Genomic DNA, 14,424 nt, shown 5'->3' with positions numbered 1-14,424 from the left:
ACCGCCCTTTCACGGCGGTAACAGGGGTTCGAGTCCCCTAGGGGACGCCATGTTTACCCGCGTTTTGCGGGACTTTTAAGGCTCATTCGAATATTGAATGGGCCTTTTGTTTTTCCCCTCGAAAAATGCCTGCATTCAAGCTCAGCGATCCAGGCGTGTGCCCGTACAACGCTGGACATTCGCCCGCAGATCACTGCTAAATTCCCTTTTTGCGTCCGGGAACTGAACATGAGTTGGGACCTGCCTGCACCCTTCATCATCGACCTGCATGTTGGCAGCGAAGACATCGATGGCCTCGGCCATGCCAACAATGCGGTGTATGTCACCTGGCTGGAGCGCTGCGCCTGGCGCCACTCCCAGCGTCTGGGTCTGGATCTGGCCGAGTATCGGCGCCTGGACCGGGCGATGGCGGTGGTGCGCCACGAAATCGATTACCTGGCCGCAGCCTACGAGGATGATGCACTGCAACTGGCAACGTGGATCATCAATTGGGACCAGCGCCTGCGCATGACCCGCCGCTTTCAGCTATGGCGCCCGCAGGATGGCACGACCTTGCTGCGAGCCCAGACCACATTTGCCTGTATCGAACTGTCCAGTGGCAAACCCCGGCGCATGCCGGCTGAGTTCCTGGAAGGTTATGGCCCAGCGCTGACCGGCGCCTGAATGGCCGGCGATATTTGCTAGACTGCCGCCTTTTTCCATCGAGACCCTCACATGCAAATTGCCCTGGCCCCTATGGAGGGGCTGGTCGACAACATCCTGCGCGACGTGCTTACCCGCGTTGGCGGTATCGATTGGTGCGTCACCGAATTCATACGCGTATGCGACCGCCTGCTGCCGCCATCGTCCTTCGACAAACTGGCGCCAGAGCTGCGACAGGGAGCGCGCACCGCCGCTGGGGTGCCAATGCGTGTACAGCTGTTGGGCTCGGACCCTACCTGCCTGGCCGAAAACGCGGCATTGGCCTGCGAGCTGGGTGCGCCGGTGATCGACCTCAACTTCGGCTGCCCAGCCAAGACGGTGAACAAGTCGCGTGGCGGTGCCGTGTTGCTCAAGGAACCGGAGTTGCTGCATGCCATCGTGCGTGAAGTGCGCCGTGCGGTGCCTGCAGACATTCCCGTCACTGCCAAGATGCGGCTGGGCTTCGACAGCCCGGACGGTGCGCTGGAGTGCGCCATGGCGCTGGCCGAAGGCGGCTCGGCTCACCTGGTGGTGCACGCGCGTACCAAGGTTGAGGGTTACAAGCCGCCTGCGCATTGGGAATGGGTAGCTCGCGTGCAGGATGTAGTGAAGGTGCCTGTGTTCGCCAACGGTGAGATCTGGACGGTGGATGACTGGCGGCGTTGTCGCGAGGTCAGTGGTGCCGAAAACATCATGTTGGGCCGCGGTCTGGTGTCGCGACCCGACCTTGGGCTGCAGATTGCCGCCGCGCGTGCCGGGCAGCATTACCAACCGATGAACTGGGAGCAACTGCTGCCGCTGCTACGCGAGTTCTGGCGCCAGGCGCAGGCCAAGCTCTCGCCACGTTATGCACCCGGGCGCATGAAACAGTGGCTGGCCATGCTTACACGCAGCTACCCGGAAGCGGTTGTTCTGTTTGCCGAGCTGCGCCGTGAAGACGACTGCGCCCGCATTAGCCGGCTTATCGGTGCCGAGCAGCAACCGGTGGATGCGTGCGTGGCGTGAAGCGCAGGGCAGAGCAGATTTTTTTCAGGCTCCCCTTGAAAGCTGTTTGCCAGGCCCTATCTCTTGAGTACGCGATGCCGAAGTCGGGTCGCGTAATGACCTACTTGCTGAAAACTCAGGAGTTATGACCATGACCACCGCTTTCTCGCTCGCTCCCCTGTTCCGCCACTCCGTGGGCTTCGACCGTTTCAACGACCTGTTCGAGTCGGCGGCGCGCAACGATGCGGGTAGCAGCTACCCACCCTACAACGTGGAAAAACACGGTGAAGACCAATACCGTATTGTGGTTGCGGCCGCCGGCTTCCAGGAAGAAGACCTCGATCTTCAGGTAGAGAAAGGTGTGCTCACCGTCACTGGCGGCAAGCGCGACAACAGTGCTGCCCAAGTGACCTACCTGCACCAGGGTATTGCCCAGCGCGCCTTCAAGCTGTCGTTCAGGCTTGCCGACCATATCGAGGTCAAGGCAGCGGGCCTTGCCAACGGCCTGCTCAGCATCGACCTGCTGCGTATCGTGCCTGAAGAAGCCAAGGCCAAGCGCATCCCGATCAATGGCGAACAGCCAGCGCTGAACTAACAGGCGCTACTGACAAGAAAGGCACCCTCGGGTGCCTTTCTTGCGTTGCAGGCGTTAATACACAGCAGGCGCCTCCAGCAGCATCTGACGGAATTCTGCCAACGGCAAGGGACGGCTGTGCAGGTACCCCTGATAGAGGTGGCACCCCAGCTGCTCCAGAAATTCCAGTTGTTCGCTGAGCTCCACGCCCTCGGCTATGACCGCCAGGCCAAGGCTGCGCGCCATGGCCACGATGGCGCGGACGATCTCGGCATCGTTGGGGTCAACGGTCGCGTCGCGCACGAATGACTGGTCAATTTTCAGCGCATCCACCGGCAGGCGCTTGAGGTAAGTCAGTGAGGAATAGCCTGTACCAAAATCGTCCATGGCGAAGCTGACGCCATAAGCCTTCAGCTCACGCATCTTGCTGATGGTGTCCTCGAGGTTCTGGATGACAATGCCTTCGGTGATCTCCAATTTCAGTATCTGTTTAGGCACCTTGAAGTCATTCAGGCTTCGTAGAACGCGCCCGACGAAATCGTTCTGGCGGAACTGCCTGGGGCTGATGTTGACACACAGGCTGAAATCACGGGCATCTATAAGGCCATCCGCCAGCATGCGCGCGCAGGCATCGCAGGCTTCGTCGAGGATCCAGTTGCCCACCTCCAGGATCAGACCGCTCTCTTCGAGCACCTGAATGAACTGGCTGGGCGGCTGCTGGCCCAGCTGTGGGTGATGCCAGCGCAACAACACTTCGGCGCCGACGATGCGGTTGTCGCGGGCATCCACCTGCGGTTGAAAGTGCAGCGCCATTTCGCCCCGTGCCAATGCCAGGCGCAGGTCGTTTTCCATGCGCAGGCGCTCGCTGGCCGCCTTCTGCATGGTGGCCTGGAAGACCTGTGTGGTGTTGCGGCCCGAATCCTTGGCCCGGTACAGCGCGATGTCGGCGCGCTTGAGCAAGTCTGCCGGGGTAGTGCCGTGGTCCGGGATCAGTGCCACGCCGATGCTGGGTGTCACTTGCAACCGCTGGCCGTCCAGTGACATGGGCTGGGCCAGCAGCTCGCGCAAGGTGTCGGCCAGTTGCCGGACCTTTTCTTCAACGGTTTCCCGGCTGCCCTCCAACCCGCTCAGTAGTACCACGAATTCATCCCCGCCCAGGCGCGCCACGGTGTCTTCCAGGCGCACGCTGGCCTCCAGCCGCGCGGTGATGATCTTCAGCACGGTGTCGCCAACAGGGTGGCCCAGCGAGTCGTTGATGTGCTTGAAGTGGTCCAGGTCCAGAAACAGCAGGGCACCGCGCAGGTTGTGGCGCTTGAGCAGGGCGATCTGCTGGCTCAGGCGGTCCATCAGCAAGGCCCGGTTGGGCAGATTGGTCAGTGGGTCGTGGTAGGCCAGGTGGCGTATCTGCGCCTGGGCGTTCTTCAGTTGGCTGACGTCGCGGGCGGTCATCAGCAGGCATTCTTCTTCGTTGAGGATGATCGGTTCAACCGACACCTCTACCGTCAGCAATTCGCCGCACTTGTTGCGCCCGAGCATCTCCCGGTGATGCACCCGTCCGTGTTCACGCAGCTCGGCCAGCAATGAGCTGCGCTGGTTGGCATCGGCCCAGATACCGATCTCGAATACAGTACGGCCGACCACTTCGCTGGCGCTGTAGCCGGTCAGCCGGCAGAACCCGTCGTTGATTTCCAGGTAACGCCCGCTTTGGCACTCGGTGATCGTGATTGCGTCCGGGCTTGAATGAAAGGCCTTGGCGAACTTCTCTTCGCTGGCCTTGAGCGCAGCTTCGGCCCGCTGCTGCTGGGTGATATCCCGTAAGGTAGTCACGCTGCAGGGCTGGTCGTCTACCGTGATCAGGCGGCTTGAGATCACGCAGGTCAGCGCCTCGCCATGACGGTGGTTGACCACCACCGCTACATTGCTCAAGGCTTGTTCGCGGATAACCCGTTCGATGCGCTGCGCCCGCTGCACGGACTCACCCCACAAGCCGATTTCTTCTGCGGTACGGCCGATCAGTTGCTCGGCGCCCCAACCGAAGGTGTGAGTGAAGGCGGGGTTGATCTCGATAAATTGCCCGGTGTCCTGGCGGGTCACGCAGATAGGGTCGGGGCTTACCTGGAACAGGCTGGCGAACTTCTCTTCCGAAGCGCTCAGGCGCTGTTCGCGCTCTACTTGGTCGGTGATGTCCAACAGGGTGCCGGCCATGCGCAGCGGGTTGCCCTGCTCATCGCGATACAGCCGGGCGCGGCTTTCGATATAGCGTGAGATACCGTTGTCCAATTGCACCCGGTAGGTGATCTGGTAATTGCCCGCAGGGCCTTCGCGCAGGCTGCGATAGGCTTGGCGCATGGAGCTGCGCTCCTGCTCGGGCACCCCTTCGAAAAAAGCGTCGAAGGATTCGTGAAAAGGGGTAGGGGGCAGACCGTGCAACTGCGCTGCCCGTGCCGAGCCATAGAGCATGCCGCTGGGGATATGCCAGTCCCACGTGCCCAACTGCGCAGAATCCAGCGCCAGGTCCAGGCGTTCCTGGCTGTCCTTTAGCGCAAGTTCGGCGCGCTTGCGCTCGGTGGTGTCAAGGAAGGTGCTGAGCAGGAAGGTGGTGCCTTCGAGTTCGATGCCCTGGGTACACAGAATACCGTCGTGAACCCTGCCGTTGCTGGCGCGAAACTGCACTTCCATGATCAGCGGGCCACTGCTCAGGCGGGTGGCCTCCAGCATTTGCTGGCGTTGCTCTGGGTTAGCCCACAGGCCCAGCTCCAGGCTGGTTTTACCGACCACCTGGTTGCCTGGCCAGGCAAACGTGTCTTCGAAATGCCGGTTCACCTCGAAGATCATGCCGTCGTGACGACGGGTCAGCAAAATGGCATTGGGGCTGAGGTGAAACAGCGTCGCCAGGCGCTTTTCCGAGTTGACCAGGGCCGTTTCGCGCTCGCGCTGACGGGTGATTTCCCGTACCACTCCGATCATCTGCGGCCGGCCGTGCTGGTCGTGGGTAAGGCTGCCATTGATCTCCAGCCAATGCAGGCTGCCATCCGGCCAGCGGATGCGGTGCCGCATGGCGCGTTCCACCGGTTCGCCATTGAACACAGCCTGAAACGCCTGGCGCGTGCGGGCGCGGTCTTCCTCCGGTAGCAGGTCGAGGTAGTCGATGTCGTCGGGCAACGCGCGCAATGGGTCGAAGCCGAACAGGGCTTGAGTGCCTCTTGACCAGCTCACCCGGCCACTCTCGATGTCCCACAGCCAAGCGCCCAGGCGTGCCCCGTTGAGCGCAGCCAGCAGTTGCGGCGCGTTCTGCCAGGCCTGTTCCGACTCCTCAGGGTCAGCCGCAGGGATCCGCGGCAGGCGCATGAAACGGTTCGCTGATTTGGGCATGGTTACCAGACCTTTGGCTTGTGACGCATCCTTGAGGGTAATGCCGGGCTGCCGGCGCCTCAGTCGGGCCCTGCGTGGCTATCGAGCAGGGCCATGAACGCCTTGGCCGCGTTCGATAGGGTACGCTCCGTGTGCAAAATGTAGCCTAGCTGGCGCGACAGCTGAATGCCGGGCAGAGCGATGGGTGCCACCTGCTCGTCCAGCATGGTGCGCGGCAGAACGCTCCATGCCAGGCCGATCGAAACCATCATCTTGATCGTTTCCAGGTAGTTGGTGCTCATGGCGATGTTGGGGGTCAGGCCCTGGCTTTCGAACAGGCGCTGGACGATGTGGTGGGTGAAGGTATTGCCGCCCGGAAACACAGCCGGGTGGCGGGCAACATCGGCGAGGGTGACGGCCTGGTTGCTGGCCAGGGGGTGTTCGGGGGCCGCGACGAAATCCAGTGCGTCTTCCCACACGGGTACGGCCTTGATCAGGTGGTGGGGTTCCGGCGCCAGGGTGATGACCGCAATTTCGGCGCGGCCATGGAGAATTTCATCGTAGGCCTGTTCCGAATCAAGGAACTGAATATCCAGCGCTACGGCAGGGTGTTGTCGGGTGAAAGCCCGTAACAGGGGGGGCAGCCGATGCAGGCCGATATGATGGCTGGTGGCCAGAGTCAGGCGACCACCGATTTCACCTGACAGGTTGGTCAGCGCGCGTCGGGTATCATCTAACACGCTCAGAATCTGGTAGGCCCTGGGCAGCAAGGCGCGCCCGGCCTCGGTCAAGGTGACCTCGCGGCCAAGGCGGTCGAACAGCCGTACATCCAACTGTTGTTCCAGCCCGGCGATGCGTTTGCTGATGGCGGGCTGGGTGAGGAACAGGCGCTCACCGGCACCGGAAAAACTCCCCGTTTCCGCAATGGCAATAAATGCGCTGAGGTTGGCCAGGTCCACTGATTGGATTCCTTATGGTTATCCAAAGGATAAAAATTATGAATTTGAGTTATTCAATCTAACCCCATAGCATCGACCGTACAAGCCAAGGGGTCTTTGGCATAGAAAGACGCTGATGAGGAACAGTCTGATGGCTGGCAAAACGCTCTACGACAAACTCTGGGAAGCCCATGAGGTCAAGCGCCGTGATGACGGCTCGTCCTTGATCTACATCGACCGCCATATCATCCACGAGGTTACCTCGCCTCAGGCCTTCGAAGGCCTGCGCCTGGCCCAGCGCAAGCCGTGGCGCATCGATACCAACATCGCCACCCCTGACCACAACGTGCCGACCACGCCGGAGCGCAAGGGTGGGATCGACGCCATCGTCGACCAGGTGTCGCGCCTGCAGGTGCAAACCCTCGACGAGAACTGTGACGAATATGGCATCGTCGAATTCAAGATGAATGACGAGCGCCAGGGCATCGTCCACGTCATCAGCCCGGAGCAGGGTGCCACCTTGCCAGGCATGACGGTGGTCTGCGGTGACTCGCATACCTCCACCCATGGCGCTTTCGGTGCCTTGGCCCACGGCATCGGCACTTCCGAGGTGGAGCACGTGCTCGCCACCCAGTGCCTGGTCGCCAAGAAGATGAAGAACATGCTGGTGCGCGTCGAAGGCCAGTTGCCTGCCGGCGTCACCGCCAAGGACATCGTCCTGGCCGTGATCGGCAAGATCGGCACGGCCGGTGGCAATGGCCACGCCATGGAGTTTGCCGGCAGCGCCATCCGTGAATTGTCGATGGAAGGCCGCATGACCATCTGCAACATGTCCATCGAGGCAGGTGCCCGTGTCGGCCTGGTGGCCACCGATGCCACCACCGTCGCCTACGTCGAAGGCCGCCCGTATGCGCCCAAGGGCGAGCAGTGGACCCGTGCCGTGGAGGCCTGGAAAGACCTGGTTTCCGACGATGATGCTGTGTTCGATACTGTGGTCGAGCTGGATGCCAGCCAGATCAAGCCGCAGGTCAGCTGGGGTACCTCGCCTGAAATGGTACTGGCTGTGGACCAGCGCGTGCCGGACCCTGCGGCCGAAAGCGACCTGATCAAGCGCGGCTCGATCGAGCGGGCCTTGAAGTACATGGGCCTCACCGCCAACCAGGCAATCACCGACATCCGTCTGGACCGCGTGTTCATCGGCTCCTGCACCAACTCGCGTATCGAAGACCTGCGGGCGGCTGCGCAAATCGCCAAGGGGCGCAAGGTGGCAGCGACGGTCAAGCAGGCCATCGTTGTGCCGGGTTCCGGGCTGGTCAAGGCCCAGGCCGAGCGCGAGGGCCTGGACAAGGTCTTCCTCGAGGCTGGGTTCGAATGGCGCGAGCCCGGTTGCTCGATGTGCCTGGCGATGAACCCGGACCGGCTGGAGAGTGGCGAGCACTGTGCATCCACCTCCAACCGTAACTTCGAAGGCCGTCAGGGCGCTGGCGGGCGCACCCACCTGGTCAGCCCGGCCATGGCGGCCGCCGCGGCGGTCACGGGCCATTTCATCGACGTCCGCGAGTTGATCCAAGGGAGCGCAGCATGAAAGCCTTTACCCAGCACATCGGCCTGGTTGCCCCGTTGGACCGCGCCAACGTCGATACCGACCAGATCATCCCCAAGCAGTTCTTGAAGTCGATCAAGCGCACGGGCTTTGGCCCCAACCTGTTCGACGAATGGCGTTACCTGGATGTGGGCCAGCCCTACCAGGACAACAGCAAGCGCCCAGTCAACCAGGAGTTCGTCCTCAACCACGACCGCTACCAGGGCGCCAGCGTGTTGTTGGCCCGGGAAAACTTCGGCTGCGGCTCCAGCCGTGAGCACGCGCCCTGGGCGCTGGACGAATACGGCTTCCGCAGCATCATTGCGCCGAGCTTTGCCGATATCTTCTTCAACAACAGCTTCAAGAACGGCTTGTTGCCGATCATCCTCAGCGATGAGGAGGTGGACGAGCTGTTCCGCCAGGTCGAGGCCAACCCAGGCTACCAGTTGACCATCGACCTGCAGGCACAGGCAGTGACCCGCCCGGACGGCAAGGTGCTGCATTTCGAGATTGATGCCTTCCGCAAGCACTGCCTGCTCAACGGGCTGGATGACATCGGCCTCACCCTGCAGGACAGCGATGCCATTGCGGCGTTCGAAGGCAAGCATCGCGCTGCCCAGCCGTGGCTTTTTCGTGACGCCTGAGTGCTAATGTCAGGTTCGCTGGCTGCCGGTCAGCAGTAACAGTTCGGCGCAGCCGCCTGGCTGCGCCCCAAGATTGGATAGAGGAAAGCATGAGCAAGCAGATTCTGATTCTTCCAGGTGACGGTATCGGCCCGGAAATCATGGCAGAGGCGGTCAAGGTGCTGGAGCTGGCCAACGACCGGTTCCAGCTTGGCTTTACCCTGGCCCATGACGTGATCGGTGGTGCAGCCATCGACAAGCACGGTGTACCGCTGGCAGATGAAACCCTGCAGCGTGCTCGCAAGGCGGATGCCGTGTTGCTGGGGGCCGTTGGCGGGCCGAAATGGGACAAGATCGAGCGTGATATCCGTCCTGAGCGCGGCCTGCTGAAGATTCGCTCGCAGCTGGGGCTGTTTGCCAACCTGCGCCCGGCCATCCTCTACCCGCAACTGGCCGATGCCTCGTCGCTGAAGCCGGAAATCGTGTCGGGCCTGGACATTCTTATTGTACGTGAGCTCACCGGCGGCATTTATTTCGGCGCACCGCGTGGTCAGCGCGAGCTGGAAGGCGGTGAGCGCCAGGCATATGACACCCTGCCTTACAGCGAGAGCGAAATCCGTCGCATTGCCCGTGTCGGCTTCGACATGGCCCGTGTACGTGGCAAGAAGCTGTGCTCGGTCGACAAGGCTAACGTTCTGGCCTCCAGCCAGCTGTGGCGTGAAGTGGTCGAAGACGTGGCCAAGGGCTACCCGGATGTAGAATTGAGCCACATGTATGTCGATAACGCTGCCATGCAGTTGGTCCGTGCGCCCAAGCAGTTCGACGTGATGGTCACCGACAACATGTTCGGCGACATCCTGTCGGATGAAGCTTCCATGCTCACCGGTTCTATCGGCATGCTGCCCTCGGCCTCGCTGGATGCCGACAACAAGGGCATGTACGAGCCATGCCACGGTTCGGCACCGGACATCGCCGGGCAGGGCATCGCCAACCCGCTGGCAACCATTCTCTCGGTGTCGATGATGCTGCGCTATAGCTTCGACCAGGCAGTTGCAGCCGACGCCATCGAGAAGGCGGTCAGCCTGGTCCTGGACCAGGGCCTGCGCACCGGTGATATCTTCTCCGAAGGGTGCCGCAAGGTAGGTACGCAGGAAATGGGCGACGCAGTAGTCGCAGCGCTGCGGAATCTGTAATCTCTCTGGCCCGTCATCCCCAATCCCGATGGCGGCCCACTTTTAGCAAAGGTGTAGTTGCGATGAAACGTGTAGGTCTGATCGGTTGGCGCGGCATGGTTGGTTCCGTGCTCATGCAGCGGATGCTGGAGGAGCAGGATTTCGACCTTATCGAGCCCGTGTTCTTCACCACCTCCAACATTGGTGGCCAAGGCCCCAACGTGGGCAAGGAGACCGCTCCGCTCAAGGATGCGTACTCCATCGAAGAGCTCAAGACCCTCGACGTGATCCTGACCTGCCAGGGCGGCGACTACACCAACGAGGTCTTCCCCAAGCTGCGTGAAGCCGGCTGGCAGGGTTATTGGATCGATGCTGCATCTTCCCTGCGTATGCAGGATGACGCGGTGATCGTGCTCGACCCCGTCAACCGCAAGCACATCGATCATCAGCTGGACGCTGGCACCAAGAACTTCATTGGCGGCAACTGCACCGTCAGCCTCATGTTGATGGGCCTGGGTGGGCTGTTCGAAGCCGGCCTGGTGGAGTGGATGAGCGCCATGACCTACCAGGCAGCCTCGGGTGCCGGTGCGCAGAACATGCGTGAGCTGATCAAGCAGATGGGCGCTACCCATGCCGCGGTGGCCGATGACCTCGCCAACCCGGCCAGCGCCATCCTGGACATCGATCGCAAGGTGGCAGAGGCCATGCGCAGCGACGCGTACCCGGCGGAAAACTTTGGTGTGCCCCTGGCCGGCAGCCTGATCCCGTGGATCGACAAGGAACTGCCTAACGGCCAAAGCCGCGAAGAGTGGAAGGCGCAGGCCGAGACCAACAAGATTCTGGGCCGGTTCAAGAGCCCGATCCCGGTCGACGGTATCTGCGTGCGTATCGGTGCCATGCGCTGCCACAGCCAGGCGCTGACCATCAAGCTGAACAAGGACGTGCCGATCGCCGACATCGAAGGCATGATCAGCCAGCACAACCCCTGGGTGAAGCTGGTGCCCAACCAGCGCGAGATCAGCATGCAGGAGCTGACCCCGACCAACGTCACCGGCACCCTGAACATTCCGGTTGGCCGTTTGCGCAAGCTGAACATGGGCTCCCAGTACCTGGGTGCCTTCACCGTGGGTGACCAGCTGCTGTGGGGGGCTGCAGAACCATTGCGGCGCATGTTGCGGATTCTGCTGGAGCGGTGATCTGAGCCGCGCAGCCGTTTAAAAAACGCCCCGCCTGGTCTTACCAGGCGGGGCGTTTTTCATCAAGTACGCGCTGCGGTCATCAGGGGAGCAGCTTGTACGAGAAGTCAGGCTCAGTGTTTTCGTCGCGCTGCTGCAGCGACAGCGTGCCTGAAGGGTCGGCGGTCAGGAACAGGCCGTTGGCATCGTGTTGAATGGCCATTTTTGCGCTCCAGGGTAATGGGCTGTTTGCTCGCCATAACAATTTTTGGGTCTGCGAATCGCTACAGTGCTGTAGCTGCAACTGATCGTTAAGGCACTGGCCATCCGCGTTCATCATCAGGAAGGTGGACTTCATGAACGGGAATGGCGTACTGGATGTGCTGACCAGGTACCACATTTTCAGTGGCCCACCCTGGTAGCCCGTTACCAGGGCGACCTTGTTGCCGACTGTGGCCATGCACTTGTTTTGCTGGCAGAGGGCGAACCTGGAAATGGGGATTTTTCTCAGCTTCTGATTTTCTTGCAGGGGGGCCAGTGTGGGGGTGTTACTGCCGCCAGACGGCGTGATGAAACGACCGGTTTTGTTTTCCTGCAGGTAAATTTCCGAGGGGCCGTGGTCAAGGTCTTCTCGCGTCCACCACAGTGTATCGTTGGCGGGGAATCTGCATTCATCGGTTCGCAATGCGACATTGATGCATCGACCGGTAATCGACACGGGTTCAAAGCTGTCGAATTGTTTTGGATAAGCATTCTTTTTGGGCAAGCGCCAAACGGCCTGTGCGTCGCATGGCGTGTATTTGAGGCCGTCAGCCGTGGCTGCCAGGCAGGCACTCTTTTCATCGGAATACAACCAAGTAGGTGGCCAAGCCTGGGGTATCTGCTCCCCATGTTCGGCACCCATGGCGATGACGCCCGGTAGTGTGTTGCGCTCCAGCGCTCGCTCCTGCACGGTAATGTCGTCCACCTTGAGCACCGCCTTGACCGGTTCGCGCCCAGAGCTGACATTGAATACAGCGGTTCTGAGCGAATCCTTGCGCATCGGCCCATGGTACAGCGGGTGCGATTCGGTCTTGTTGTCGCTGTAGTGAATGTCGATACGGTAGCTATGGGGTGCTTGGTCTTCACCTGGCTGGAGGTGATCGAGCATGTTGGCATCGCTGTTGGCCATCAATTCCACGCCGTCTGCGCCTTTGGCCGTGATGAACATGCCACGTTGGCCCTCCTGCAGTTTCAACGCTTGCGGGGTTCCTGTCAGGTCCTCCCGGCCGCGCCAGCGCACTTGAGTGTCCGAGCTGTCACAGGTGCGAAAGGTGAGTGAATAGTCCAGGCACTGGCCGCTGCTATTGCGGATTACCAGCACAGGCGCAAGCTTGGTTTCATCAGCATTGGCGGGGGCGACGCGCTCTACTTGAAGCGCACTGCCGTCATCGGCGCAACCCTGCAGGACAAGGTGGGTGCCTTGAGCCGCCAGGCAGCGACCGCCGTAGGTCACCAGCCGGTGGGCCGAGCTGTCGATAGCCTTGGTGTTGGCGCTCACCGTGTTACCTGTGGCGGGGCTGAAGACATTGCCGAAGTTGCTGATGATGGCTGGGTAGATCTGGTTGATGCCATCCTGGTTATGGTCGGGGCTCGAGAAAGTCGTGACAAGCGTATGTACCGGTACGCCGGTTTCGATAGGTTCAGGCTCGGCGCCATGGGTTGTCAGCAGCGCGGGCTGGGCGCTAGGGGCAATGCCGTTGTCCAGGCTGTCTTCTTCCCGTGCAGCCAACGCGGAGGTTGCGGCTGTACTGGCCGCGTTGGCTGCCTGCGTCGGGCGGTGGTCGTCGCCCACCCCTGCGTACTCAAGATTATCAGGGAGGGTGCCGAAACGCCGCTGGACCACCAGGGTCTGCTGGTGTGTATAGGGGGCGATGTAGCGTTTCCAGCTTGATCGTCTCGAGCCTTGGCCAAGGGTCTCGAACTCATCGATCAATGGTGCGGATGCCGTGCTTGGGTGCCAGGGCGCGGCCGCAAGCGAGCCCAATACATGTCCGAAATAATGTTTGCCCAAGTAGTCTACGGGCAGGCTGTAACGTTGTGGATCCGGGTGGGTGTTGGGCAGGAAGATGTTGTCGTAGGCGCGATAAGCCCAGTCTTCATAACGACCAGGGGTATCATGCGGCAGCCCCAGGCCGTGACCCGTTTCGTGCCAGTAACCATCTGGGATGGCTGGGTAGTTGCAACTGTTGCCACCGCAACTTGCAGCTATGCCCGGGGGAAGCACCGGCATGCCATCCGGCGCATCGAGCAGTTGCCCGGTAATTGCGACCGGGAACCCCGGTTTTTTGTCGCCCAGGTTCGATGCCGCCCGCCAGTAGTTACCCATGCCTACTTTGGCAGGCAGCGTTCTGTCGCCAAATTCAGCCCACTGCATGCCGTTGCTCTGATTGTATACGTGGGGCTTGCCGTCGGGGCCGATGGCAATGATGTTGGGCCAATAGGCCATGCCGGTACCCAGGTAGAGCCGCTGGGTGGGCAGTTCAGAGAGCATTTCGCGAGCGGCGATACGGGCAGTGAGCGGCTGCAGTTCGCCGTCGAACTGGTCGAGTGTGGTTTTGCAACTGGACGGGTCTTTGAAGATGCAGCCTTTGATATTCATCAAGGCAAACCCATTGCTTTGTGGCGTCATGAACACAAACTTTGAGGCCGGCAATGTGCCGTTCATGTCGGACCGGCCAGCTTGTTGAAAGCTGAGTTTTGTTGAGGGCCTGAAGAGGTTCCAGGGGATCTGATAGGAAAATGTCCCGCTTCGATATGGCGGATAGCTACCTTCGATAATATTCCCGGAAAATGTGTTTTCTTGATCATAAGTGGCCGCCTCGGGCAGCGCTTCAGGGCGGCTCATCACGACGGTGCTTCGCTTGCCATCCGCCTCGATAACCAGTTCAACATCGGTTATAGACGCGTGTGGCCTGAACATGACCAGCGCGCTTTTATCCGGGACCAGCAGTGGGTCGAAAACGCGGCGGGTGGCCGCTACTACGTGTGTCTGTGCGAAATCTACTTGCCCCGCCAGGGGCCCCTGCAAATCGTTGCGCACCGTGGGTGCCGGCTGCAGGTTATCCTGCGCCGCAGCCGGCCAGGCAAGTAGACTTGCCCCTGCAATCGTGAGGCAGCGCGCAAACCTTGATATCGAGCAAGCAATCATTGGGGGTACCCCTGACGTAAGCCATTGTTGGTGACCACGTTAAGGCGCAGGTATAGAACCGGGTACTGGCATAACTGTCAGGTGTCAGGCTTTGCTGGGGGTGAATTGAGGTTTGGGTATGCTGCGCCACTGATTCGCAGTAAAGTGCCGCCCC

At 61.0% G+C, this 14,424-nt stretch carries 10 protein-coding genes; 7 read left to right on the top strand and 3 right to left on the bottom strand.

Annotation, left to right across the window (positions count from 1 at the left end; translation table 11 throughout):
• Positions 1–228: 228 nt before the first annotated feature.
• The 3 genes from IAE33_RS21925 to IAE33_RS21915 all read left to right on the top strand — a co-directional run bounded on the left by IAE33_RS21925 (position 229) and on the right by IAE33_RS21915 (position 2,260).
• Complete coding sequence (locus IAE33_RS21925; RefSeq protein ID WP_201165126.1) at positions 229–663, top strand: acyl-CoA thioesterase; 435 nt, start codon at positions 229–231, stop codon at positions 661–663.
• Between the two features lie 51 nt (positions 664–714).
• Positions 715–1,686 (top strand): tRNA dihydrouridine synthase, encoded by a 972-nt coding sequence (locus tag IAE33_RS21920; protein WP_201165125.1) that lies wholly within the window; start codon positions 715–717, stop codon positions 1,684–1,686.
• Positions 1,687–1,816: 130 nt separating this feature from the next.
• Positions 1,817–2,260 carry an Hsp20 family protein gene (locus IAE33_RS21915; protein ID WP_028632360.1) on the top strand — a complete coding sequence of 148 codons (444 nt, stop codon included), beginning with the start codon at positions 1,817–1,819 and terminating at the stop codon, positions 2,258–2,260.
• A gap of 54 nt (positions 2,261–2,314) precedes the next feature.
• Here the strand turns inward: IAE33_RS21915 and IAE33_RS21910 are convergent, their stop codons facing one another.
• Complete coding sequence (locus tag IAE33_RS21910; protein WP_201165124.1) at positions 2,315–5,611, bottom strand: sensor domain-containing protein; 3,297 nt, start codon at positions 5,609–5,611, stop codon at positions 2,315–2,317.
• A gap of 59 nt (positions 5,612–5,670) precedes the next feature.
• Positions 5,671–6,549 carry a LysR family transcriptional regulator gene (locus IAE33_RS21905; protein WP_201165122.1) on the bottom strand — a complete coding sequence of 293 codons (879 nt, stop codon included), beginning with the start codon at positions 6,547–6,549 and terminating at the stop codon, positions 5,671–5,673.
• A gap of 130 nt (positions 6,550–6,679) precedes the next feature.
• Here IAE33_RS21905 and leuC point away from each other — a divergent pair, with 130 nt between their 5' ends.
• The 4 genes from leuC (at position 6,680) to asd (ending at position 11,101) form a co-directional block, all read left to right on the top strand.
• Positions 6,680–8,113, top strand: coding sequence for a 3-isopropylmalate dehydratase large subunit (gene leuC, locus IAE33_RS21900; protein ID WP_028632363.1), 1,434 nt, complete (start codon positions 6,680–6,682; stop codon positions 8,111–8,113).
• On the top strand, positions 8,110–8,754 hold the full coding sequence (gene leuD, locus IAE33_RS21895) for a 3-isopropylmalate dehydratase small subunit (protein WP_201165120.1): 645 nt from the start codon (positions 8,110–8,112) through the stop codon (positions 8,752–8,754). Before leuC ends, leuD begins: the two co-directional genes overlap by 4 nt.
• An 89-nt stretch (positions 8,755–8,843) precedes the next feature.
• Positions 8,844–9,926: a 3-isopropylmalate dehydrogenase gene (leuB, locus tag IAE33_RS21890; protein ID WP_201165119.1), complete on the top strand. Its 1,083-nt coding sequence runs from the start codon at positions 8,844–8,846 to the stop codon at positions 9,924–9,926.
• A gap of 62 nt (positions 9,927–9,988) precedes the next feature.
• The gene (gene asd, locus IAE33_RS21885) at positions 9,989–11,101 is read left to right on the top strand and encodes an aspartate-semialdehyde dehydrogenase (RefSeq protein WP_201165118.1); all 1,113 of its coding nucleotides are present in this window, start codon (positions 9,989–9,991) and stop codon (positions 11,099–11,101) included.
• Between the two features lie 82 nt (positions 11,102–11,183).
• On the opposite strand, the gene IAE33_RS21880 is transcribed toward asd, so the two are convergent.
• Positions 11,184–14,270 carry a TagA domain-containing protein gene (locus tag IAE33_RS21880; protein ID WP_201165117.1) on the bottom strand — a complete coding sequence of 1,029 codons (3,087 nt, stop codon included), beginning with the start codon at positions 14,268–14,270 and terminating at the stop codon, positions 11,184–11,186.
• Between the last annotated feature and the right edge of the window lie 154 nt (positions 14,271–14,424).

Origin of the sequence: Pseudomonas sp. S60 (genome assembly GCF_016647865.1) — a bacterium.
GTDB classification, from domain to species: Bacteria; Pseudomonadota; Gammaproteobacteria; order Pseudomonadales; family Pseudomonadaceae; genus Aquipseudomonas; species Aquipseudomonas parafulva.
This window is presented reverse-complemented; position numbering and strand designations above follow the sequence as displayed.

What these genes read in the sequence shown, in the direction of transcription:
- IAE33_RS21920 (WP_201165125.1), top strand. Translation starts at nt 715, where the DNA reads ATGCAAATTGCCCTGGCCCCTATGGAGGGGCTGGTCGACAACATCCTG.
- leuC (WP_028632363.1), top strand. Translation starts at nt 6,680, where the DNA reads ATGGCTGGCAAAACGCTCTACGACAAACTCTGGGAAGCCCATGAGGTC.
- leuD (WP_201165120.1), top strand. Translation starts at nt 8,110, where the DNA reads ATGAAAGCCTTTACCCAGCACATCGGCCTGGTTGCCCCGTTGGACCGC.
- leuB (WP_201165119.1), top strand. Translation starts at nt 8,844, where the DNA reads ATGAGCAAGCAGATTCTGATTCTTCCAGGTGACGGTATCGGCCCGGAA.
- asd (WP_201165118.1), top strand. Translation starts at nt 9,989, where the DNA reads ATGAAACGTGTAGGTCTGATCGGTTGGCGCGGCATGGTTGGTTCCGTG.
- IAE33_RS21910 (WP_201165124.1), bottom strand. Translation starts at nt 5,611, where the DNA reads ATGCCCAAATCAGCGAACCGTTTCATGCGCCTGCCGCGGATCCCTGCG.
- IAE33_RS21925 (WP_201165126.1), top strand. Translation starts at nt 229, where the DNA reads ATGAGTTGGGACCTGCCTGCACCCTTCATCATCGACCTGCATGTTGGC.
- IAE33_RS21880 (WP_201165117.1), bottom strand. Translation starts at nt 14,270, where the DNA reads ATGATTGCTTGCTCGATATCAAGGTTTGCGCGCTGCCTCACGATTGCA.
- IAE33_RS21915 (WP_028632360.1), top strand. Translation starts at nt 1,817, where the DNA reads ATGACCACCGCTTTCTCGCTCGCTCCCCTGTTCCGCCACTCCGTGGGC.